We start from the raw sequence: 24,660 nt of genomic DNA, 5'->3' as shown, positions 1-24,660 counted from the left end.
GTATTATTGATTATGTTAAATTATTATATAGAGATAATTAAACCGGGTATTATTTTTGGGAATATGGTTTTAATGACAGGGAGTTTTTTATATTCTTCTCGTACTTATTTTCATTTGTATTTATTTTTGTATACTGTTATAGGATTATCATGCGTAATTGCATCTGCTTGCGTATTTAATAATATAATAGATTCTGATATAGATAGGAAAATGACACGTACTCATAAAAGAGTTTTAGTAAAAAAATATTTAAAATTGGGTCAGGTATTATTTTTTGGTGTGATTATAGGATTGTTTGGATTATTAATATTAGGTTACTTCGTTAATTTTTTATCGATGTTATTAGCAATATTTGGTTTTATAGTATATGTTTTTTTTTATACTTATCTAACTAAAAGAATTTCAATTTATTCCACTTTAATAGGAAGCGTTTCAGGATCCATACCATCTGTAATAGGATACACGGCTGTTGTTAATACTATAGATTTTTTTTCTTTTTTATTGTTCATAAATTTTATTTTTTGGCAAATGTCTCATTTTTATTCTATTTCTATTTTTCGTATTAGTGATTATAAAAATGCAAATATTCCCATATTTCCAGTTGTAAAAGGTGTTTTATTAGCAAAACAACATATTATTTATTATATTATTTCATATATTATATCTAATATTTTATTAAGCTTAATTGGTTATGTAAGTTATTATTTTTTATTTTTATCACTTTTTATAAATTTAATATGGTTGTATTTAGCATATGTTAATTTTAAAAGATCAGATGAAAAAAAATATTCAATACAGTTATTTTATTTTTCTCTTATTGTTGTGATATGGTGTAATTTTTTAATGTCAATAGATTATATTTTTAATTTTTTATAAACATTTTACGGGTTTTGGTATACCAGCAATTTTACTTGCTTGTTGTGCAGGTCCTTTGGGAAAAAGTTTAAATAAATTAACGCTGTTAATTTTTTTATTATATCTTTTTTTTTGAAGACCTTTAATTAACATTCTTATTGAAGGTGTGACATTAAATTTTAAATAAAAATCTCGCATAAAGTATATTATTTCCCAGTGATCACTGTTTAAACATATTTTTTCATTTTCAGCAATCTCTTTAGCTAATGAAATGCTCCAATGTTGACTGTTTTTTAAGTATCCCTCGGAATCTTTTTGAATATTTTTATATGTGTATATTTTTTTTTTAAGATATTCATTTTTATCAACAATTTATAGTAAAAAAAATTTTTTTTAAAAAATCAATTTAATAATGAAGAATTATAAAATGAATTTTACAGAATTACAAGTAACATTAAGTATTTGTATTATTTTTTTATTGCGAATGTTGGGTATGTTTATGATTATGCCTGTTATTAGTACTTATGGTATATTTTTAAGAGGTGCAGATCATTTTTTACTTGGATTAGCAATGGGTATTTACGGTATTGCTCAAATTATTTTTCAGTTTCCATTTGGTTTTTTATCTGATAAATTTGGACGCAAGCCTATTATGATGTTAGGTCTCTTTTTATTTTTTTTAGGTAATCTCATTACAGCTAGTATACATTCAATTTGGAGTTTAATTATTGGTAGATTTTTGCAAGGTTCTGGAGCTATTTCTGGTGTATCGATGGCTTTGTTATCTGATTTTGTTTGTGAGAAAAATCGATCTAAATCTTTAGCATTGATTGGTTTAAGTTTTGCAATTTCTTTTTTAATATCAATGGTATCTGGACCATTTATTGCTCATTTTTTTGGTTTTTTTTCTATTTTTTGGTTAACTGTATTTTTTTCTATTTTATGTATAATAATTGTATTTTTTTTTATTCCTGATTCTAATAAATGCAATATAAGTAATACATTAAATATATTTAATAGAGAATTATTAGCAATAATATTTCATAAGCAGTTTCTTAGATACTATCTTGGTATTTTTTTTCTTCATTTTTTATTAATGATAAATTTTATGATTATTCCTCATGAATTAGAAATGGCAAAATTTTTTATAAGTGATCATTGGAAATTATATGGTATAACGATATTATTTTCTTTTTTATTTATATTTTTATTTTTGTTTTATTTTAAATCTAATTTTTTTTTAAAAAATATTATTGAAATGTCTATAATATTGTTGTTTTTATCAGATATAATATTTCTGTATGCAGAGAACAATTTAATTTTTTTATTTATTGCTATACAGATTTTTTTTATATGTTTTAATATGTTAGAAGTTTTACTTCCTTCTGATTTAAGTAAAAAAGTATTATTACCACATAAAGGTAGCATAATGAGTATATATTCTATTAGTCAATTTTTAGGTGTATTCTTAGGTAGTTTCTTTAGTGGTTTTTTATTAAATTTTTTCAGTTATAAAAATATTTTTTTGTTAATAGCTTGTATTATTTTTTTATGGTTATCAATAAGTTTTTGGTGTAAAGATAAGATGAATTATTCATAATAATATATATAAATATTTTTTTATATTCTAAAAAAACTGAGTTTGATACCATATTAGTATTATAGAAATTGATATATTTAATGCATGCTCTATATTCATATGTCATATTTTTTAAAATGGTAATATATTGACGCTATTGAATTTTAAAAAATATAGATTTTTTTATTCATTATTTTCACTATTTATAGTGTAATAAAATTTTTATGCAATAAAAAATTTTTTTATATGTTATTCAAATTTTCTAAAAGAAAAGTTTTTAATTATTGATTAGATAATATATTTTACAGAGTAAATATACTGCATTAAATAGGTATATTTTAAACTTTTCAAATACACAATATTGATGAAAATAATTTTTTGTATTATACACATAAATTTTTTTATTTATAATGAATAAAAATATCTATTATATTTCTTTAATACCGTTCATTAATTATATTTTCTTTTTTTATAACATGAGCATTGTTTATATTTTTAAAATTAAAATAAAATTAAGTTATACTCAAAAAAAATGAAAATCTTTTTATTACAAAAGCGTTTAAGCATTTTGAATATATAAACTTTATTTTGTTATATTGAATATTCAATATTCAACACTCTTGTATATTATATTTTACAACATCTTATTTTTAATGCGGCTGCATCTAAAACTCCATTGATAAATTTATGACTGTCTTCTGCTCCAAATAATTTAGCTAGTTCAATTCCTTCATTAATAGATACTTTATAAGGTATATCTTGTCTATGAGATAATTCATAGAAAGAAATTCTAAGAATGGATTTTTCTATTTGCCCTAATTCTTTAAATGATCTTGATAAATATGGTATCATCAAGTTATCTATATTTTTACAATTATTGGTGATATTGAGAATGAGCTCATAAAAATATACAATATCAATTTTTTTTTCATTATTTTCTTTTAAAAATTCGGCAGCACTATTTTTTATATTATTTTTAGATAATTCCCAGGCATACAATATTTGTAAAGCGTATATACGGGCTTTGTGTCGCAATGATGGTTTCATAGAAATCTCTTTATTTTATAAAATGGTATTATTTTTTTTGATTTCTAATCTTAATCGTATGTCAGAACCTATTTTTTTTATATCTTTAAAATTCCATTTTAAGCATTCAGATAATTTTATTATATTTTCTAATATAAAGAGTGGTTGAGCTTGATTACCTAATATTTTTGGTGCTATATAAATAATTATTTCATCAATTAAACCCTTTTTTAATAAAAAACTAGAAAATTTACTTCCCGATTCTATCCATATTTTATTTAATTCTTGTTGACCAAATATTTTTAGAAGAGATAATATATCAATATTATCATCATATTTTGGTACGATAATTTCTTTAACATTTTTTGGCCATGTTTTTTTATCTGATTTAAGTCTAATTAACCAAATAGGCCCATTGGTTTGGATTATTTTGTGCGATAATTTAATTCTATTTTGGCTGTCTATAATAGCTCGAATCGGATGTTGAAAAATTTTATATGGAAATATAGATTGTATTTTTTTAGGAAATTCTTCTGTGCGCACAGTAAAATATGGATCATCTATTAGTATAGTAGAACTAGTACTTAGCATAACAGAGCTTTTTGCTCTAAAAATCTGAACATCTTGTCGTGCATATTTTGATGTAATCCATTTACTATCGCCATTTTTTAGCGCTATTCTACCATCCAATGACATTGCTAATTTTAATTGTATTCATGGAAATCCCGTGTTCATTCTTTTAAAAAATCCATAATTATTTTTTTTTGATTCTTGAGATAAAAGATTAGTAGTAATTTTTATTCCTTTGTTTTTTAAATATGATATTCCTTTCCCAGAAACCTTAGGATTGGGATCTAAATTTGATATAATAACATTTTTAATTCCTGCATTGACAAGTGCATGTGTACAAGGAGGTGTTTTTCCAAAATGATTACATGGCTCTAGTGTAACGTATGCAGTTCCTCCTTTTGCTTTTTTCCCAGCCATATTCAAGGCATTTATTTCTGCATGGTTATGACCTGTTTTTTCATGCCATCCTTCCCCAACAATATTATTATTATTAACGATTACACAGCCTACATTGGGATTGGGAGAGGTAGTAAATTCTCCCTTTTTGCTAATCTTTATTGCTCTTTTCATATAAAATATATTTTTCATGTTTAAACCATATATTAATGTTTTTATGCGGATATACATTTTTTATATTTTATTATTTAATTATTTTTTTTAATTTTTTCATGACATTAATCATCTCTAATGCAGCTAAAGCGGCTTCAGAACCTTTATTACCCATTTTGCTACCTGATCTCTCAAAAGATTGTTGAATATTTTCTGTTATTAATAATCCTAATGTAATAGGTATAAAATACTTGGTGCTGATTTTTGAGAGGCTACTTGTAGTATCATATGATATATTTTTAAAATGATGAGTACTTCCTTGAATAATAGTACCTATGGCAATAATGGCATCATATTTTCCAGAATGAGCGATATAACTTGATACTATAGGTATTTCGTAAGCACCTGGAACGTATATTTTTAATATTTTTTCTTGTGACACTTCACCTATTCTTACTAGTGTATCAATAGCTCCCAATAATAAATTTTTATTAATTAAATCGTTAAATCTAGAAATAACGATAGCTATAGATACATTTGTTGATTTTACACCTTCTTCAATTGTTTTCATATTTTTCTTGTTACTTCGTAAATTGATTATGCATTTATTCTGATGAATAATAAATAGATTTTAGTATATATCTGTTTTTTATTTTTCATATTTATTTTTTTTAATTTTAAATCATGAAATAAAATTTGATTTTTTATGTAATACTGTTGTTTTTATAAAGACAAATTGATTTTTTTGAATACATTTTAAAAAATGATTTATATGATATAATAAAAATTTTTTTAATAGAACATAATATTATCATATTAATGATATAAAATATATTTAAAAAAAGGTTGCATTTTTTTTATATAAGGTGTAATTTATATTTAAAGACGCGGGGTGGAGCAGTATGGTAGCTCGTCGGGCTCATAACCCGAAGGTCGTTGGTTCAAATCCAGCCCCCGCAACCAGTAAAAATTTTATTATTTTTTTATTAAAAAATTTATAAAAAATAATATTTTCATATAAAATATTTAAATTATATTAAAATTCCTTTCTTTTTCATCTTTTCTACCAGCCATTTCAATAAATATATTTATTTTAGAATATATTGACACTGTTTTTTTTGACCGTGTTACTGCAGTATATAATACATCTTTATTTAAAATTCGAGAAGATGTATTAGGTAGGACTAAAATAATATTTTTAAATTCTGATCCTTGAGCTTTGTGTACTGTTAAAGCCCATGCAGTTTCGTAATCTTTTAAAATATCAACAGGAATATTTTTAGTTAAGTTGTTTTTTTCTAAAAAAGATACTTGTAAGATACCATTTTTGCTAGTATTGGTAATTCCAATATTTCCATTATATAAACCTAAATATTGATTATTTTTAGTGATCATAATAGGTTTGCCAACATACCATATTTTTTCATTTTTATTAAAAAATTTAATTTTTCTTTTTTTGTACATTTGATATTCTAAATGTTCATTTAAACCAGATACACCAAATTCGCTATTGCGCAATATACATAATACTTGAAAATTTTGAAATTCTTTTATTATTAAGTGTATTTTTTCTTTTTTTAGAATAAGCATCCAATAATATTCATATCTTTTAGCAATTTTATCAATCATATTATTATATTCTTGATTATTTTTGACAGTAAAAAAAAATACATTTGGAATCTGATTATTTAAAGTTTTTTGAATGATTTCTTTTTTATTATAAAAAATGGCTTTAGAAAGTGTATGAATACCAGAATTTTCATAAAATCTATAATTTTTTTTTAATATACAAATGTTATTACTGATAAAAAAACTTTTTTTATTATTATTACATTTTAAAATTAAACATTTAGTAATTTTTTGTAATATCAATAACACATCGATACTATAGCCATGTTGATAATAATAGCAAAGATCTCTTAAAATAAATCCTGCTTCTATTGGGGGTAATTGATTGTAATCACCAATAAAAATAATTTTAGTGTTTTTTGATAAAGAAAATAGTAATTTTTCCATTATTAACATATCTATCATAGAGGATTCATCTACAATTAATAAATCTAATTTTAATAGATTATTACTATTAAAAAAATTTTTTTGAGATATTTTTTGAATTTTTAACAATTTATGTATTGTGATAGCAGTAGATGGAACATTTTTTTTTTCTTTTTCGTTAAGTTCTCTATTAAATATATCATTTCTAATAACTTCTATTAATCTATTTACAGCTTTTCCAGTTGGTGCAGCTAATTGTATTTTTATAGGATTTTTTGATGTTTTTATGAAAGCAATGATAATTTTTAAAATAGTAGTTGTTTTTCCCGTTCCAGGTCCTCCAATAATAAACGTTATATTACGAATTAAAGAGAGTGCTACTGCTATTTTTTGATCATGATTATTATCTTGAGGAAATAATTTTTCTAATACTTTAAAGCATTGTTCTATATTAATATTATTAATAATATTTTTTTCATATAAAAATTTTAAAATATTTTTTTCAGCTTTCCACATTTTATACAGATATATTTTGTTATCATAAAAAACTAAAGGTGTAATAACAGAACCATTTCCAATAGCAGAACATTCTGCAATACAATTTAGCCAATTATGCGTATTACCTAAAGAATTTAAAATTTTTTTGATAAATTTTGGGTTTTTTTGAGAAAAAAAACAATTTTGTTTAAAGTAATTAAGAGATAAAAAAGTATGTCCATGCTGGTTTTCATAACTTACACAAGCTGCTATTAACATAATCGCAGGATTATTATTAGCAATATATTCTGCAAAATAAAAATCTATTAGTCGTATTATTTTTTTTTTACAAGCATTTTTGAGTAATAGATTCATTTTCATAGTTTTAAAGTATTTTACCCTTAGAATAAAGAAATAATTTTTTTTATGACATGATACTTGGGCAAAATATAAAAAATGCCATTTTTTTTGTTTTTATTATCTATAGCGCGTAAAAAAATATATAAAATTCCACCAAAATGGGTGTCATAATGATATTTTTTAATTTTTTGTTTTAAATATTGGTGTGCGGCTGTAGCATATATGTGATATTGTAAATCATATCTGTGTTTGATTATTTCTTTTTTTATATTTTCTTGAGAATATTCGCTATTATTGTTTCCTAACCAATTAGATTTATAATCTAATATATAATATTTTTTATTCCACATAAATAATAAATCAATAAAACCTTTTATAAAACCACTAAAAGAATTAAAAAATAATGGTTTTGAAATGTTATCTATAGAGTTTACAAGTGGAAGAATATTATTTAATGATTTACTGGATATTTTTTTTTTTATAGGTAAAAAAAATTCTAATTCTTGTATATAATTTTTTTTTTTTAAGTCAGATAGGATAATGTTGTTTTCTGTAAACGGTGTATGAATAATATTATTTATCCAATTATATAATATTAATAGCCATTTTTTATGTATGTTATATTTTTCTACTTTTTTGTAAAACCAAGTATAATCTATTGTTTTTGTAAAATTTATTTCTTTAAGAATATCATGTATTAAAATTCCTGTTTTTTTTCCTCTTGGAAAATTATAGGTATTTAATAGTGTAGTATTTTTTTTCGGATTGCTAGAAAACACTTTTTTTGTACATATTTTCTTGAAATTATATTTATATAATAAATTTTCTTGGTACAACTGTGTATAACTAGTAATACTCCATATGTTATGTAATTTTTTGTTATATGGATTAGATCGTATTACATTTTTATTTTGTTTATGTATTATAGATACTTTTGATTTGATTATTGTACTATTTAATTTAATATAATTCAGTGCACTTAGTTTTTTTAATTGAGTATTTAATGTTTTGTAATGCATTTTACGTCCATTTTGAACAATATATCCTAATGCAGTTTTATGTGTCTCACTATAATAATTTATTTTTTTTGATTTTTTTTTAATAATTGATGCTATACCTACACTACAATGTAATATAGATCGTGTAAGTGCTACATACAAAAATCTTATGTCTTCTGATAATCTTTCTTTATCAGCTAGTTTAAAACTTTCATTTTTAGATTCTAAATCAAAAATTATTTTTTTATTTTTTTTTCTATGAAACAAAGCGATATTCGCTGGACGAAATTGAACACCAAAAGGTATCCATGTAATAGGGTATTCTAATCCTTTAGATTTATGTATTGTTGTTATTTGTATTGCATTTTTTAGAGTATGTGATATTTTTATTTTTTCAAAATTTGAATTATTATTTCTATTAAATATTTCATTTTCAAACCAGCGCACTAAATGTGTTATTTTAATAGTATGTTTGAATCTTTCTTCTAATAGTTCACCTAAATGTAAAAAATTAATGTTTTTTTTATAATTTTTATTTAATTCAATAAAAGAAGTATTTTCTTGATAATCTAAAACTATTTTTTTAATCATACAAAAAATTCCTTTTTCTTCCCATATATGATAATAAGAATATAGTTTTTGTATTATTTGATATTTTTTTTTATCAGTATTCTGAAAGAATATTTGTGAAAAAATATGTGTTATACTTAATTGATAAAGCAAAATTTTATTCGTCGGATTTAAAATTGCTTTTAGTATAATCAATAATGCGCTAGCATCTAACGTATTGAATACATTTTTTTTATTAGATGAATATACTGAAGGTATGTTAATATTTTTTAGTTCATGTTGAATAAGAAGTGCTTCTTGTGTATTTCTAACAAGAATGCATATATCTGTTTTTTCTAATACTTTTTCTTTTTGATGTATACTGATAGTGGCATCTCCTATATTAGCACATATCAACCAATAATTAATTTCATATGCACACTGTTTGGCAATCCATATTTGATAATCTTCAGGAGATACTTCTTCTTTAGGTTGAAAAAAAACATGTAATGCAGTTTGTACTTTTCCTTTGATTTTGAAATTCATCTCTATATTTTGATTTGATGGTATAATAGGAGTAAATTTTATATTTTTAAATAAAAATGGATTTTTATGATGAGAAAATAAAGCATTAATGCTATTACACATATTAACTGAAGAGCGCCAGTTAATATCAAGATAATATTGTTTTTTTATATGTTTTTTTGCATATAAATATGAAAAAATATCAGCGCCTCTAAAACTATATATAGCTTGTTTGGGATCTCCAATAAAGAATAATGCTATACTATTATTTTTTTTATAAACTAAATCAAATATCTTGTATTGTTGAATATTAGTATCTTGAAATTCGTCAATAAAAGCAGCTGGATATGTATTTCTAATAAATTCACTGATAAAATTATTTTGCTTTATATTTTTTAATAATAATGTTAATAAATCATCAAAATTCAAGCATGATTGTTGATCTTTATTTTTTTTTAAAAATTTAGGTATATTACGCAGGGCATAAAAAATAATAATATTTTTTAAAGAAAAATTTTTATTTAAAATATATTTTATTTCTTCAAAAAAAAAATATGGTTTAACAATATCATTGTTAGCATATTGTTCTATGCTTATTTTAGTAAAATATTTTAAAGAATTAGGGATATAAAAATCATCTGTTTTTTTATTAGCCCATAATGTAATAATATTTACCCATCGTGTAATATTATATTGATTATATACTCTTTTATTAATCTTTAACATTTGTATAATGGATAATATATTACTATGATATAGCAACCATTTTTTTTTAAAATTATTTATTTTTTGTATAATTTTATTGTAATAAATGGTTAATGTATCATTTTTTTTAAAATCATGTTGAATGTTAATTAAACTTATTTTTAATAATGGTTTAATTTTTTTAAAAAGAACTTTTGGTTCAGAATATTCTTTTAAAATATTTTTAACTATATCATTTTTTAAAGGATAAAAATAATATCTCCAAAAATCTTCAGTTGCTTGAAGATATAAATCATCTTCATGTTCAACAATTTTTTTATGAAAAATAGAATTAAAATGAAACGTATTTAATTCTAACATTTTTTGGCAAAATTCATGTATAGTATAAATAGCAGATTGATCAAGATGGTTTTGCGCTTGTTTTAATAAATAAATAGCTTCATCCATATTTGAAATTTTTTTTAAAAATAATTTTAAGACAGGATTATCACTTTTTTTTTGTATACAAGATACATACAGATCATTAAGATATTTATAAATACGTGTTCTTAATTCTTCTTTGGCTGCATTAGTAAAAGTTAAAATGAGTATTTGACGTACTAATAATGGTTTTACATAATTTTTTTTATACCCTAAGCCGAGTAAGAATCGCAAGTATAATAATACTATGGTAAGTGTTTTACCAGTTCCAGCTGATGCTTCAATAAGTTTTACACCTATTAATGATATTTTGAATACATTTAATTTTTTTTCTTGTATTATTTTCATGGTTATTTTCATTATTTTATTTTTTTTGATTTTTTAGAATAGGCAATAACCATTTTTGAGTTGTTGCATAAATTTTTTGTATATTTTTTGGATTTAATTCCGGAATAATACTTTTAATATATAAGTTTTCTTTTTCGCCTATAAAATAGTTATCTCCATGCCAGTTTTTTAATAGTATTAAGTATCCTTTTTTTTTCTTAATTTTATCTCGTGTAATGCAGTTTTTAAAAGTATCAAATATATAATTTAACCACATTATTCCTGATTTTAATAAAAATACTGGTTTATATATTCCTTTTTGATAGCCTATAATATATCTTAGAAGATATTCAGATGCTATATCAGATTGTAATGCAGAAAGAGACCAAATATGATTTTTATAGCTAATTATTCTACTATCTTCCGATCCTCCTAGGACACAATAAAGAAGATGTTCTATCCATAAAGATATTTTGTCATTATAATTGATAATATTTGGCTTCCAGCGTAATAAACCTGTATCTTGTACCTCTGATAGAATTCCATAAATTTCGTATTTTTTAATTTTTAAATTAATTTCTGTTTCTACTGTATTTATTCTAAATTGAGAAACAAGATTTGCTATTTTTAGCATAGCATTTTTTTGTTTTGTCAAAAATATTTTTCCAAAATATTTATAAGGTAAAATACCTGATAATTCATACTGTTTGAGCCATGTTTCTATATCCTCATTATGTATAATTTTATTTAATAAAATAGTATTAAATTGCAAACAATTGAATTTATTTAAAAAAAAATTTTCGTTCGTAAGTATTTCTTTATTTTTAAAGATAGATTGTATTTTGAATTTTTTTTTAAAAAAATATAAAATTGGGTTTTTCCAAAAATCAATTAAATCTTTATAATTTATCTTTAAAATTTCTTTTTTAAATGTATTTTTTAAATGAATAATGTTATTTTTTTTTCTTATATTTTGAATTGGATAAGAGTATTGATATTCGTGATATTGATAAAAATAATTGAATATTTTTTTTTTGTTTTCTGCGTTACTAATTTTCTCATCGCCTATAAAACAAAAATGCGATGATATATAATCCATTAATTGTTGAATTAATATTGATGGATATCTTGCAATGTTATATTGTATTGAATATCTTGCATAACTTATATAAAAATATTTTTTAGCAGAAGATAAGATTTGAAGAAATAAGTAAGAATCTTCTATATGTATATTTTTATCTCCTATATATGGATGACAATGTAATAAATTGAATGGTAATATTTTTTGTTTTCTTGGTATATCTTCTTCATTAGCACCAATAATATATATAACTTTAAAAGGAATATTATGTGTTGATTTAGGATGACAAAAATTAATTACACCAGGTAAAAATTTTTTTTTATTTAAAATAGAATTTATGCGGTTGGTGAAACAAATTTTTAGTATATTAATAGAAATTTTTTTTTTATATTCAGATAACATTCCATCATGTATCATGTTTTCCCAATTGTTCTGAATGGTATCAAGAGTTTTTTGTATTAAAATATTATTCTGAAAAAAATCATTAATTAAATATTGAGATAATTTGTACCATGATTTGAATTTTTTAGGTTGAGATAATTTAACACGCCATTTATTCAGAATGAAGATAAAGTGTGCAATTTTCCCAATTAGTTCTGATTGACTACTGTTAATAGATAAAGGTGATAAAATATTATTCCAAATAGAGTTTTTTTCATTAATAGAATAACTTAATAATAATTTTTTAATTCCATATAACCATGTACTTTTTTTATTTTTTATTTTTAACAAATGATTTTGGTGTTTTTCATCAATACCCCATCTAATATTTATATTTTGTACCCAGCTATATAATATTTCTATTTCGTCTTCTGAAATATTAAATTTATTTGCTATTTCCGGAATTTCTAATAATTCTAATATTTCTTTATTACTACAGCGAGTATTAGGTAAGTTGAGTATGGTTATAAAAGTAGATAATATAATATTTTTTCTTTTAGAATTTTTTATACCTATAAAAAATGGAATTTTATATTTGTTTTTTTGAGATGTAAATATTGAATTAATAAAATCAATGTATTCATGTATTGTATTTGAAACAACTATAATATCTCCAGGTAAAATACTAGGATTTTTTTTAAAAATATTTAATATTTTTTTATATAAAATTGTTATTTCATGTTTTTTATCATGGCATACATTTACAGATATTGAATCGTCATTTGTATAAAGTATTTTTTTATCATATATGCTATGATTTTTATTTTTTTTTTTATATGTAATTAAAATATCATTTTGAATGATATTTAATAGTTTTACTGCCTTTGTTATTTTAAAACAATTAATAATTTTTATAGTTTTTGAATTAATATATAAAGAATAAATTTTTTCATATTTTCCCCATAACATAATTAATGAATCATCTTGAATGTGTTTTTTTTTATTAAACAGAATATTTTTATTTTTTTTTACTTGGTAATAAAAAATATTTTTTTTACATGATGTTACATGTAATAAATAAATATTAATATATTTACCTAATGTTTCTAATATTTTTATATATGTTGAAGTTAATGAAAAAGACGACATAATAAAGCAGCGTTTTGGAACATTTATGATATTTTTTTTTTCTTGAATAGAATTAATAATATGAAATATATTTGCATAATGTAATTGTGATGGATATTTTTTTTTTACTAAACAATGAAGGTTTTGCCATATTATTTTTTGCCATTCTTCATTTTTTTCAATCTTTAATATATCTTTATATTCTTCCCATATGTTAATCCAAGTTGGACGATAGATCAGGTATTGTTCGAAAATATCCGCCATAATAAGTGAAAATTTAAATTTCTTTATTGGATGATCATTAGTATTGACATGATTTGAATAATTTTTTTTTTCTATTATCTTCATAATATTCCATGTCATAATAGATTTTTTGTATATGTTTATCGTATTTTTATCTGTTACAAAAATCTGAAATAATTTCCAAATAAAGTGATCAGTATAATAAAATTGAAAATTTTCCGAGATGCCTTGTTTTTCTGCAATAAATATATGTAACCATTGTAATAATATTTTATTATCATAAACAAAAATTTCTTTTTGAAAAATATTATTTTTTGGTTTTTTTTTGATAATTTGACATATTTTAGAAAATAAAATATGAAGTTGATTAGATTTATAGATAATAAACATAAATACCTTATTTTTAAGACTATATAAATATAATGTATTAATATTATGCATATAATACTTTTAAAATTTTCCAAAAATTTTATTTTTTTTATAAAGATGTACATCTATTTGAGAATAAGGAATTTTAATATTATTATGATCTAATGCTTTTTTAAATTTTGCCATTAAATCCCAATATACATTATTTAAATCATTTGTATTACTCCAACAACGAACAATAAAATTTAAAGATGATGGTGCTAATTCGCTTAAACCAATGATAATATCTCGATCTTTTATTACGCGTTCTTCACTTTCCACTACTTGTCTTAAAACAGAAATTACTAAATCAATATCTGTATCATATGAAACGCTAATCGTAAATTCATTGCGACGTGCAGGCTCTCTTGAATAATTAATTACATTTCCAGAAATAATTTTATTGTTAGGTACTACTACCATTTTTCCGTCTAATGTTCGTAATGTAGTATAAAAAATATGAATATTTAATACAGTACCTGATACATTACCTAAATTTACATATTCTCCAGTTTTAAAAGGTCTTAAAGTAACTAATAATACTCCGGCTGCAAAATTTGATAAAGATCCTTGCAAAGCTAATCCTATCGCCATTCCAGCAGCGCCTAATATAGCAATGATAGATGTTGTTTGTACACCAATTCTTCCTAAGGATGCAATCAATGTAAAAGTAATAATAATATATCTCATTAAAGCAGAAAGAAAACCGGCAATAGTAGCATCGATATGACGCGTAATTAAAACCGTATTCACACCTTTAGATATTATTTTTCCTGAAAACAAACCAGCTATTAAAATAACAATAGCTGATGTAAAATTAGTTATGTATGTAAGTAGAATTTCTTGATTACGTATTAACCAAGTACCAGCGTGATTAATATCACTAACTACACTTAATTCATGCATGTTCATCTCAATAGTTCATATGTAATATACGATAAATATAACTTATCATTTTTTTTTTTTTTTTTGATTAGATAAAGTATATTGAATAATATATTATTTTATATATATAATATATATAAAATGATTTTGCGGAGAATATTTTTATTCCCCGAAAGAATACATAAATTAATTCATGATAATTATATATTTATAATATATTATATGCGTTTAATTCTTTAAATGTTTGTTCTAATCTAGTAGACATAGATTTTTGTGATGCTCTTATCCATGATCGAGGATCATAGTATTTTTTATTAGGTTTATTTTTTTCATGATCGTGTCCTAATTGATTTTGTAAAAATTTTTTATTTTTTTTATAAAAATTAAGAACACCTGTCCATGTAGCCCATTGCATATCAGTATCAATATTCATTTTAACTACACCATATTCAATAGATTCTTGAATTTCTTTTAGATTCGAACCGGAACCTCCATGAAATACTAAGTTTAATGGAAGATTTTGTATATTGTTACGTATGCTTACATACTCTTGTGAATTTTTTAAAATATCTGGTTTTAACTCAACGTTACCGGGCTGATAAACACCATGTATATTTCCGAAAGAAGCTGCTATGCTAAAATTATTACTAATTTTACTTAATTTTTCGTATGCATAATTGACATCACTTGGTTGTGTATATAATAATTTTTTGTCTATTTTGCTGTTATCAATTCCATCTTCTTCACCGCCTGTGCATCCTAATTCGATTTCTAACATCATATTTATTTCTTTCATTTTTTTAAAATATTTACTACATATAGATATGTTTTCTTGAAGAGATTCTTTAGACAAATCAATCATATGTGAAGTAAATAGAGGTTTTCCGTGATTTTTATAATAATTATGACCTGCATACAATAATCCATCAATCCAAGATAATAGTTCTTTTGGGCAATGGTCAGTATGTAAAATTACTGGAATATTGTAATATTTAGCGATCAAATGTGTATGATTAGCTCCTGATATAGCCCCTTGAATAGCTGATTCTTGTATATCTTGAAATCTTTTTTGATAACCAGAAATAAAAGAAGCTCCACTATGAGAAAATTGTATAATAATTGGTGACCGTACCCTTGCAGCCGTTTCTAATACAGCATTGATGGAGTCAGTACCTATACAATTAACTGCTGGTATTGCAAATTTATTTTTTTTTGCCAGTGTGAATATCATTTGCGCTTCACTACCTGTTACAACGCCGGGTTGAACAAAATTTAAAATATTCATTTTTTTCCTATGATATCGTATATGCAATGTTAAGATTTTATTATAACGTATTTTCAAAATGATCTTCTAACATTTGTATTGCAGGTAATTTCTTACCTTCTATAAATTCTAAAAAAGCTCCTCCACCCGTAGAAATATAAGAAATATTTTTTTTAATATGAAACATATCAATTACAGATAATGTGTCTCCGCCTCCAGCAATAGAAAAGGCATTACTAGAAGCAATCGTTTTAGCAATCATTTCGGTTCCAATACTAAAATTTTTAAATTCAAATACTCCTACAGGACCATTCCAAAGAATAGTTTTAGCTTTTCGTAGAATATTAATAGAATTTTTAATAGTTTTATCGCCAAAATCCATAATTTCGTCATCTTCTTTAATACAAGAAATTAATTTTACGACTGCTGTTTCTGTATTGCAAAAATTTTTTCCTACTCGAGAATCAATAGGTAAAACAATATTATATTTTTCATATATTTTTTTTGCTGCTAATATAAATTTTTTTTCATGTAGTGATTTTCCAATTTTATTATTAATAGCTAAAAAGGTATTCGCGATTCCACCTCCAACTATAACAGTATCTGAAATTTTAGAAAGTTTGTTTAATACATTAAATTTTGTTGATACTTTAGAACCGCCAATAACAGTTACCATAGGTCTCTGAGGATTTTTTATAGCCTGTTTTAAATAAGTAATTTCTGAAATTAAAAGCGGTCCTGCACACGATATTTTTGATAATTTTCCTACACCATAAGTAGATGCTTGCATACGATGAGCACTACCAAAAGCATCCATCACAAAGATATCACATAGATTAGAATATTTTTTAGATAATTCATAATCATTATTTAATTCACCTTTGTTAAATCGAACATTTTCTAATAAAAATACTTCTCCAGCTTTAATATCAACACCATTTAAATAATTGTTAGAAAAAAAAATGTTTGTATTTATGAATATTTTTTTTAAATAGTTAAATATAGGTAATAAAGAATATTTTTTTGTATATATTCCTTCTTCTGGTCTTCCTAAATGTGACATAATCATAACTTTTGCATTATTTTTAATAGCAATTTGAATAGTAGGTAAAGCTGCTAAAATTCTAGCATCTGACATAATTTTTCCATTTTTTATAGGCACATTTAGATCAGTTCTTATTAATACTTTTTTTTCACTTAAATTCACATCAGTCATTTTTTTTATTTTCATAAAATTACCATTGTATATAATATAGATATTAATTGTTTTCATTTTAAATGTTTATGTATCTTGATGATGTCATCAAAAGCATATTTTTTATATTGTATCTCAAATAATTATTTTTTAATGATTTAACCATACTCTAAATCCGTCTAAAAACATTTGTGTTGATACCATAATCAGAATTAACCCCATCAAACGTTCTAAAACATTAGTACTCTTAGCTCCAAATAGTCGTAAAAAAAAACTTGATAATAATAATATTGTTATTGTAAAGCACCAAGCCATAAATAGTGATATGACTAAATAAGATATATGATGTAGATATTGATGAGAGAGTAACATTAAAGTTGCTAACAAAGAGGGCCCGGCAACTAAAGGAATTGCTAGTGGTACTAAAAATGGTTCTTCATTAATAGAATCTTCATAGCTATCAATATCTTGAGAAGGAAATATCATCTGAAGAGCAATAAAAAATAAAATTATACCTCCCGATATTGATACTGTTTCGGTTTGTAAATCAAGTAGATTTAGTATTTTTTCTCCCATAAATAAGAATAATAACATTATGATTAGTGCAATAATCATTTCACGTATTACTATAATTTTTTGTCTTTTGGGTTCTAATTTTTTTAATATTGACATAAAAATAGGCAGATTACCTAAAGGGTCCATAATTAAAGTTAATAATATAGTAGTAGAAATTATTTCAGCCATTGTAATGTATTATATCCTTTTATGCTGATTATTTTTTATTAAATTTTTCTATTGTTAATGCTTAAATTTTTTTAATTATTTTTTCGATATTAAAATAGTTAAAAATTATAAATAATAATATTACGATATGTAATTATGAATAATTTTTTATTGTAATATATTATAGAAAAAATCAATTATTTAAAAAATAGACTACTATTTTATAGTATATTGAACGCTAAAATATAAATTTTATATGCATTTTTTAATAAAAATTATTTTTATGTATTTTAGTATTTTTTGTTTTTAGAGTATATATAAAAATATATTATTAACTATTTTAAATATATTTTTTATAAGAAAGTATATTTAATTTTTCTTGGAGGTCGGTAGTTTATTTAAATAAATTATTTAAAGTGATAAATAATTTTTTGAATAATTCCGTATTTTTAAAAATGAAAAAATCTGTTGGATTTATTGGTTGGCGTGGTATGGTTGGATCGGTGTTAATGAAACGCATGCAAGAAGAAAAGGATTTTATAAATATTCATCCTTATTTCTTTTCTACTTCTCAGATTGGTCAAACCGGCCCCACAATAAATGATATTACATATAAAAATTTACACAATGCCTATGATATTGATTGTTTAAAAGAAATGGATATTATTATAACTTGTCAAGGGGGAGATTATACTAAAAATATTTATTTTCAGTTACGTCATTCTGGATGGAAAGGATATTGGATAGATGCTTCTTCTAATTTAAGAACTGATAATGATACAGTAATTGCGCTTGATCCTGTTAATTATACAATAATACAAAATGCTATCAATGATGGAATAAAAACATTTGTTGGTGGTAATTGTACGGTAAGTTTGATGTTAATGTCCTTAGGTGGTTTATTTCAAAGTAAATTAATTGAATGGATTTCCGTTTCAACTTATCAATCAGCTTCTGGCGCGGGAGCTTTATATATAAAAGAATTATTACAACAGATGGGTATGTTACATCATATTGTTTCAGATGAATTATATAATAATTCATCTTCTATTTTAGATATTTTACAGAAAGTCACAAATGCTTATGATCATATAGATTTTCCATTAGATAATTTTTCTATACCTTTAGCGGGAAGTTTAATACCGTGGATTGATAAGAAAATGAATAATGGTCAAAGTCGTGAAGAATGGAAGGGGCAATTCGAAACTAATAAGATTATACAATCTTCTTCTCCTATTATAATAGATGGTATATGTGTACGAATTAGTTCTTTTCGTTGTCATAGTCAATCTTTTACTATTAAATTAAAACAAGATATATCTTTATGTGATATTGAAAGTATTATTAGAAGACATAACAATTGGGTAAAAATTATTCCAAATGATAAAAAAGATACATTACTTCAATTAACTCCCGCAGCTGTAACAGGTACTTTAAGCATACCGATAGGACGTATAAGAAAATTAAATATAGGTAATAAATATTTATCTGCTTTTACTGTGGGTGATCAGTTATTATGGGGTGCAGCAGAACCTCTCAGAAGAATGTTAAATTTATTAATTCATTAAGGAATTTAATACATTTTTTAAAAAAGATATTCAATATACACTATATTTAGCATATTTACTTGTTTTTAGTATATATGTTATAATTAGTGTATATTATTTTTTTATTTTATCGTTTTTTTAATAAATATTTATATGGTTTGATTTCAATATCAACATATAATAATTCATGTTTCATGAAATAACAGAATTTTGGAATATCTCTAATAGTTGCAGGATCATCAGACAAAAGAAATATTGTTTCGTTTAATTTCATATTTCGTATATTTTTTCTAACTATCATAATGGGCTCGGGACATCGTAATCCTATTAAATTCAATGTTTTATTTATTTTTTCCATGATTTTAAATTAATATGATCTTTGATGTAAATAGTATTCTATTGTATAATATTTTTTATCTATATTTGTATTTATTTTATACTATGATATAGAGTATTTAATATTTTATATTGAGCAATATAATTTTTTAAGACGGATATATTTATCGACATAATATGGTAATAATCCATAACAACTTCTTCCTTCATAATAATTTTTTCGAATTTGACTTGATGAAATATGAATAAATGGTATTTGAGAAAAAAAAATTAATCCATAAGGTTTTTCATGTAATAAATGTATATTTTTAGTAATATGAAGATCAATCCATTTTTGAAAAAAAAAGTTATTTTTTTTTATGCATTGACGGGGTAATATTAGTAAATGAGTAAAATATAATATTTTTTTCCATTCTTTCCAATGATATAAATATTGTAAGTTATCTTCACCTATTATGAAACATAATGACGTATAATATCCAATTTTTTTTCTGATTTTTTTTAAAGTGTCTATAGTATAAAAAATTTTCTGATAGTTTGTTTCTAAATAGCTAATTGTAAATAAATTATTATGATTAATAGCTAATTTAATCATATTAATTTTATCCTGAAGAGATGTTTTTGTTATGTTTCTATGAGGAGGATGATGATTAGGTAATAATATTATTTTTTTAATATTTATTTCTTTAGCTATATTTTGAACAGAATAAATATGGCCATTATGAATGGGATTAAAATTGCCACCAAGTATTGCATAAATTTTTTTCATTGTGGTTTATATAAATTATTATGCACTTAAGATTAATGTTAATGTTTTTAAATTTATCCATATATCATTATTATATTGTTTTTTGATTTTTAGTTCTGTTTGAACTAATATTTTAATAGCTTGAATACATTGATTGATATGAATATATTTATAGGCGTGAATAAAATATTTTTGTCTCATATCTATGATACAATTTTTTTTAAAAAAAATATTAATATTTATTTTTTTTTCACGTTTCATATATATTAATTTTAACAAATCTCTTTGTAGGGCTCTTATTAAAATAAGGGAATTATATTGTTGTTTAGAAAAACGGTTTAAAATACTCATAGCATCTTTACTATTTCGGTTCAATATTTTATTTATCCAATCTAATGGAGAAAGAATTCTAAAATCATTAATAATTTTTTTAATTTTTTCTACTGTAATATGTTTATTAGGATATGTTAGTAAAATCATTTCTAATAATTTAGAACAAAATAAAGTATTTCCCTCATAATTTTTATAAATTAAAAAGATAGCATGGTTATCTATATTTATATTTTTTTCTTTTATTTCGTTTTTTATCCAATTAATAAATTGATTAGTATTAGGTGAAAAACAAGAAATGATAACTCCATTTATTATGCATTTATTAAAAAATTTTTTTTCTAAAAAAATGGAAGATGATTGATTTAATTTTAATATTATTAGTATATCTTCATAAAAGAACAAAGAAACTTTATTGAGGTTTTTTATTAGAAATATAGAATGATTTTTAATGAGATAATTAATTACTAAAATTCTTTTGTGATTAAATAAGTTTTTTTTTTGACAAAAATGAATAATCTTTATCCAATCTGTATTATTTTCAATGTTAATAAAATTTTTTTGTATAAATCCTTGTTGATATGCAAATTTAAATATAATATCTTGATTTCTTTTTAAAAAAACAATATCTTCTCCTAGCAATATATAATATGAATGTAGTTTTTCCTGCAATCTTTTATTGAGGTTTTCGGGATATATATTATTCATTTAAATATGGATACCCAATATATAGGTTATGTATTATAATTTTTTTAAATATATAACATATATTATGTATTAGAAACGATAAAATTAATTATTTTATGTGGAATGTATACAAGATTATTAAAATCAATCATGTTAATATTTTTTTTGATAACGGTTTGTTTTTTTACTTCTAAGAAAATTTCTTCTTGAGTAGCATTTTTAGAAACTTTGATAGTACATTTCTTCTTTCCATTCACTTGAATGACTACTATACTATAATTATCATTTAATATTTCTTTTTTTGCAATGGGCCATGTTGTATAATCAATGTTATTATTTTTTTTTATATGTATATATCTCCAGAGCATAAAACATATATGAGGTGTAAAAGGATAAAGCATTTTTATAATGGCAATTAAAGATTTACGCATAATATATTGGTCTTTGATATCATCAAACGGACTCCGTACAAGAGCATTAAAAAATTTCATTATTGCTGCAATAGCTGTATTAAATGTTTTTTTTCTTTTCATATCAGCGGATACAATATCAATTGTTTTGTGTAAAAAACAATATAATATTTTTTGTTTATCATTCAATTCTTCAAAATCTATTTCTGCATCTGTATGTTTTTTTTGAAGATAAAAATATGTTAATTTCCATATTTTTTTTAAAAAACGATACATGCCTTGCACTCCAGATTCCCTCCATTCTAATGAAGATTCTACGGGCGCTCCAAACATTATAAACAGACGAATAGTATCGGCACCATATTTATTGATAATTAATTCTGGTTCAATGCCATTATATTTAGATTTAGACATCTTTATCATGCCTGCATAAATAACTGATTTTCCTGTGTTTGTATACGCTTTAATTATTTCGCCTTTTTTATTACGTTCTTTTAATACAGATAAAGGAGAAACCCAACAACGTTGAGAGTTTTTGCCAATATAATAAAAAGCTTCTGCAAGAACCATGCCTTGACAAATTAAATTTTTTACTGGTTCATCAAAATCCACTAATTTAAAATCACGTAGCAGTTTATGATAAAATCTAAAATACATTAGATGCATTATTGCATGCTCTATTCCTCCTATATATTGGTCTACCGGTAACCAGTATTTAGATGAAACAGGGTTAATCATGCCTTGATTATAGTTAGGACAAGTATATCTTGCATAATACCAAGACGATTCCATAAATGTATCAAAAGTATCTTTTTCTCTAGTGGCTTTTTCATTATTGATATATACTTTGGACCAATCAGTCGATTGATTTTGTAATTTTTTTAAATCATGAATAGAATTTATATCATCAGGTAACAGTACAGGTAGTTGATTGTCTGGAATAGCTACAATTTTTCCGTTTTTTAATGTAGCCATAGGAATAGGGGCGCCCCAATAACGTTGTCTTGATACACACCAATCTTGTAGTTTATAATTAATTTTTTCTTTAATAATTTTCTTTTGTAGTAATTTCTTATAAACTTCTTTGATACCATTATGGTAATCTAAACCATTAAATTCTTCGGAATTAAATAAAATACCTTTATTAGTCGTAAATAATGAATTAAAACTATTTTTTTCATGAGTGATGTTTTGAATGACAAATTTTATCTTTAAATTATTTTCAATAGCAAAATGCCAAGCGTATTCGTTGTGCCCGGGTATTCCTAATACTGCATCAGTGCCATATTCTTTTTGAATAACGTGAGAAATCCATATTGGTATTTTTTTTTTTGTAATTGGATGTACGGCGAAAAAATTAGTATTAATACCAATATATTTTATTTCTTCAAGATTTTTTAGGGATAATATTTTGTTATTACTTTTATTTTTTGATATATTTGTTGTAAAATCTTCATAAGATAATTTTTTTGCTATTTTATGTTTAGATGATATTAAAATATATGTAGCTCCCATTAAAGCATCTAATCTATCAGTGAAAACTGTTAATTTTTCTTTTTTCTGATATATATCAATCGTAATGTCAAATCCTTTTATTCTACCGATCCAATTTCTTTGCATTGTTTTTACTTTTTCAGGCCAATCTTTAAGCTGGTTTAAATCATTGTATAAAGATTCTGCATATTTTCTAATTTTTATAAACCATTGTGGTATTTTTTTGTAAATGACTTCTCCCTGACATCTCCAGCAATATCCATTAATTACTTGTTCGTTAGCTAATACCGTTTTGTCATAAGCACACCAATTGACTATGCTATTTTTTTTGTAAACTAATTTTTTTTCATATAATTTATTAAAAAACCATTGCTCCCATTTGTAATATTCTGGTTTACACGTAGTAATTTCTCTATTCCAATCATAACTGAAACCTAGAGATTGAAGTTGTTTTCTCATATATTTAATATTTTGATTTGTCCAATCAGATGGAATAGTATTATTTTTTATCGCGGCTTCTTCAGCGGGCAAGCCAAACGCATCCCACCCAATAGGGTGTAGAACATTTTTACCTAACATTCTTTCATATCGTGCAATTACATCGCTGATGGTATAATTTCTAACATGACCCATATGTAATTTTCCAGAAGGATACGGTAGCATGGGTAGGCAATAGTATTTTTCTTTTGTATGATCTTCATTAACTTGAAATGTGTTATTGTTTTTCCAATATTCTTGTACATAATGTTCTATATTTTTGGGTAAATATTCTTTTTGCATTTTTTTCTCATATCAATATATTGATGATAGTAAATAATTTGAAATATTATCATTCTTACAATGTAGTGCTATTTTATAAATTTAT

At 23.1% G+C, this 24,660-nt stretch carries 17 protein-coding genes, 1 tRNA gene and 1 pseudogene; 4 read left to right on the top strand and 15 right to left on the bottom strand.

Annotated elements, in window-relative coordinates; genetic code table 11:
* Window positions 1-12 precede the first annotated feature (12 nt).
* Window positions 13-876: a heme o synthase gene (gene cyoE, locus AB4W59_RS02060; protein ID WP_367672999.1), complete on the top strand. Its 864-nt coding sequence runs from the start codon at window positions 13-15 to the stop codon at window positions 874-876.
* Here the strand turns inward: cyoE and AB4W59_RS02055 are convergent.
* Window positions 871-1,194 (bottom strand): TusE/DsrC/DsvC family sulfur relay protein, encoded by a 324-nt coding sequence (locus AB4W59_RS02055; protein WP_367673344.1) that lies wholly within the window; start codon window positions 1,192-1,194, stop codon window positions 871-873. The two genes, cyoE and AB4W59_RS02055, sit on opposite strands and share 6 nt — an antisense overlap.
* An 88-nt stretch (window positions 1,195-1,282) precedes the next feature.
* Here AB4W59_RS02055 and AB4W59_RS02050 point away from each other — a divergent pair, with 88 nt between their 5' ends.
* The gene (locus tag AB4W59_RS02050; RefSeq protein WP_367672998.1) at window positions 1,283-2,455 is read left to right on the top strand and encodes an MFS transporter; all 1,173 of its coding nucleotides are present in this window, start codon (window positions 1,283-1,285) and stop codon (window positions 2,453-2,455) included.
* A 606-nt stretch (window positions 2,456-3,061) separates the two neighbouring features.
* On the opposite strand, the gene nusB is transcribed toward AB4W59_RS02050, so the two are convergent.
* The 3 genes and pseudogenes from nusB to ribE all read right to left on the bottom strand — a co-directional run bounded on the left by nusB (window position 3,062) and on the right by ribE (window position 5,150).
* Entirely contained in the window at window positions 3,062-3,481 is a 420-nt protein-coding gene (gene nusB / locus AB4W59_RS02045) for a transcription antitermination factor NusB (RefSeq protein ID WP_367672997.1), read from the bottom strand.
* A 15-nt stretch (window positions 3,482-3,496) separates the two neighbouring features.
* Window positions 3,497-4,600: pseudogene (ribD, locus tag AB4W59_RS02040) on the bottom strand (bifunctional diaminohydroxyphosphoribosylaminopyrimidine deaminase/5-amino-6-(5-phosphoribosylamino)uracil reductase RibD).
* Window positions 4,601-4,670: 70 nt separating this feature from the next.
* Entirely contained in the window at window positions 4,671-5,150 is a 480-nt protein-coding gene (ribE, locus tag AB4W59_RS02035) for a 6,7-dimethyl-8-ribityllumazine synthase (RefSeq protein ID WP_367672996.1), read from the bottom strand.
* Between the two features lie 315 nt (window positions 5,151-5,465).
* Here ribE and AB4W59_RS02030 point away from each other — a divergent pair.
* Window positions 5,466-5,542: transfer RNA gene (locus AB4W59_RS02030), tRNA-Met, on the top strand.
* Window positions 5,543-5,605: 63 nt separating this feature from the next.
* On the opposite strand, the gene recD is transcribed toward AB4W59_RS02030, so the two are convergent.
* From recD to AB4W59_RS01995, 7 genes are all read right to left on the bottom strand, one after another.
* Entirely contained in the window at window positions 5,606-7,426 is a 1,821-nt protein-coding gene (gene recD, locus AB4W59_RS02025; RefSeq protein WP_367673343.1) for an exodeoxyribonuclease V subunit alpha, read from the bottom strand.
* 26 nt (window positions 7,427-7,452) lie between these two features.
* The gene (recB, locus tag AB4W59_RS02020; protein ID WP_367672995.1) at window positions 7,453-10,956 is read right to left on the bottom strand and encodes an exodeoxyribonuclease V subunit beta; all 3,504 of its coding nucleotides are present in this window, start codon (window positions 10,954-10,956) and stop codon (window positions 7,453-7,455) included.
* 16 nt (window positions 10,957-10,972) lie between these two features.
* Window positions 10,973-14,158 (bottom strand): exodeoxyribonuclease V subunit gamma, encoded by a 3,186-nt coding sequence (gene recC / locus AB4W59_RS02015; protein WP_367672994.1) that lies wholly within the window; start codon window positions 14,156-14,158, stop codon window positions 10,973-10,975.
* Window positions 14,159-14,218: 60 nt separating this feature from the next.
* Window positions 14,219-15,082: a small-conductance mechanosensitive channel MscS gene (gene mscS / locus AB4W59_RS02010; protein ID WP_367672993.1), complete on the bottom strand. Its 864-nt coding sequence runs from the start codon at window positions 15,080-15,082 to the stop codon at window positions 14,219-14,221.
* 187 nt (window positions 15,083-15,269) lie between these two features.
* Entirely contained in the window at window positions 15,270-16,346 is a 1,077-nt protein-coding gene (gene fbaA / locus AB4W59_RS02005) for a class II fructose-bisphosphate aldolase (RefSeq protein WP_367672992.1), read from the bottom strand.
* Between the two features lie 40 nt (window positions 16,347-16,386).
* A complete protein-coding gene (locus AB4W59_RS02000; protein WP_367672991.1) occupies window positions 16,387-17,556 on the bottom strand; it encodes a phosphoglycerate kinase in 1,170 nt (389 codons plus the stop codon).
* A gap of 114 nt (window positions 17,557-17,670) precedes the next feature.
* Window positions 17,671-18,264 (bottom strand): YhgN family NAAT transporter, encoded by a 594-nt coding sequence (locus tag AB4W59_RS01995; RefSeq protein WP_367672990.1) that lies wholly within the window; start codon window positions 18,262-18,264, stop codon window positions 17,671-17,673.
* A gap of 434 nt (window positions 18,265-18,698) precedes the next feature.
* Between AB4W59_RS01995 and asd the strand changes: the two genes are divergently transcribed.
* Window positions 18,699-19,811, top strand: coding sequence for an aspartate-semialdehyde dehydrogenase (gene asd / locus AB4W59_RS01990; protein WP_367672989.1), 1,113 nt, complete (start codon window positions 18,699-18,701; stop codon window positions 19,809-19,811).
* A gap of 106 nt (window positions 19,812-19,917) precedes the next feature.
* Here the strand turns inward: asd and tusA are convergent, their stop codons facing one another.
* The 4 genes from tusA to leuS form a co-directional block, all read right to left on the bottom strand.
* A complete protein-coding gene (gene tusA / locus AB4W59_RS01985) occupies window positions 19,918-20,148 on the bottom strand; it encodes a sulfurtransferase TusA (RefSeq protein ID WP_367672988.1) in 231 nt (76 codons plus the stop codon).
* Window positions 20,149-20,253: 105 nt separating this feature from the next.
* Complete coding sequence (nadD, locus tag AB4W59_RS01980) at window positions 20,254-20,895, bottom strand: nicotinate-nucleotide adenylyltransferase (RefSeq protein ID WP_367672987.1); 642 nt, start codon at window positions 20,893-20,895, stop codon at window positions 20,254-20,256.
* 18 nt (window positions 20,896-20,913) lie between these two features.
* Entirely contained in the window at window positions 20,914-21,912 is a 999-nt protein-coding gene (gene holA / locus AB4W59_RS01975; protein ID WP_367672986.1) for a DNA polymerase III subunit delta, read from the bottom strand.
* 62 nt (window positions 21,913-21,974) lie between these two features.
* Entirely contained in the window at window positions 21,975-24,575 is a 2,601-nt protein-coding gene (gene leuS, locus AB4W59_RS01970) for a leucine--tRNA ligase (protein WP_367672985.1), read from the bottom strand.
* Between the last annotated feature and the right edge of the window lie 85 nt (window positions 24,576-24,660).

The organism is Buchnera aphidicola (Cavariella theobaldi) (assembly GCF_964059165.1).
GTDB lineage: Bacteria > Pseudomonadota > Gammaproteobacteria > Enterobacterales > Enterobacteriaceae > Buchnera > Buchnera aphidicola_BO.
This window is presented reverse-complemented; position numbering and strand designations above follow the sequence as displayed.

Bases quoted from the DNA above. Each gene is read 5' to 3' on its own strand.
- cyoE (WP_367672999.1), top strand. From the start codon at position 13: ATGTTAAATTATTATATAGAGATAATTAAACCGGGTATTATTTTTGGG.
- AB4W59_RS02050 (WP_367672998.1), top strand. From the start codon at position 1,283: ATGAATTTTACAGAATTACAAGTAACATTAAGTATTTGTATTATTTTT.
- nusB (WP_367672997.1), bottom strand. From the start codon at position 3,481: ATGAAACCATCATTGCGACACAAAGCCCGTATATACGCTTTACAAATA.
- ribE (WP_367672996.1), bottom strand. From the start codon at position 5,150: ATGAAAACAATTGAAGAAGGTGTAAAATCAACAAATGTATCTATAGCT.
- recD (WP_367673343.1), bottom strand. From the start codon at position 7,426: ATGAATCTATTACTCAAAAATGCTTGTAAAAAAAAAATAATACGACTA.
- recB (WP_367672995.1), bottom strand. From the start codon at position 10,956: ATGAAAATAATACAAGAAAAAAAATTAAATGTATTCAAAATATCATTA.
- recC (WP_367672994.1), bottom strand. From the start codon at position 14,158: ATGTTTATTATCTATAAATCTAATCAACTTCATATTTTATTTTCTAAA.
- mscS (WP_367672993.1), bottom strand. From the start codon at position 15,082: ATGCATGAATTAAGTGTAGTTAGTGATATTAATCACGCTGGTACTTGG.
- fbaA (WP_367672992.1), bottom strand. From the start codon at position 16,346: ATGAATATTTTAAATTTTGTTCAACCCGGCGTTGTAACAGGTAGTGAA.
- AB4W59_RS02000 (WP_367672991.1), bottom strand. From the start codon at position 17,556: ATGAAAATAAAAAAAATGACTGATGTGAATTTAAGTGAAAAAAAAGTA.
- AB4W59_RS01995 (WP_367672990.1), bottom strand. From the start codon at position 18,264: ATGGCTGAAATAATTTCTACTACTATATTATTAACTTTAATTATGGAC.
- asd (WP_367672989.1), top strand. From the start codon at position 18,699: ATGAAAAAATCTGTTGGATTTATTGGTTGGCGTGGTATGGTTGGATCG.
- tusA (WP_367672988.1), bottom strand. From the start codon at position 20,148: ATGGAAAAAATAAATAAAACATTGAATTTAATAGGATTACGATGTCCC.
- nadD (WP_367672987.1), bottom strand. From the start codon at position 20,895: ATGAAAAAAATTTATGCAATACTTGGTGGCAATTTTAATCCCATTCAT.
- holA (WP_367672986.1), bottom strand. From the start codon at position 21,912: ATGAATAATATATATCCCGAAAACCTCAATAAAAGATTGCAGGAAAAA.
- leuS (WP_367672985.1), bottom strand. From the start codon at position 24,575: ATGCAAAAAGAATATTTACCCAAAAATATAGAACATTATGTACAAGAA.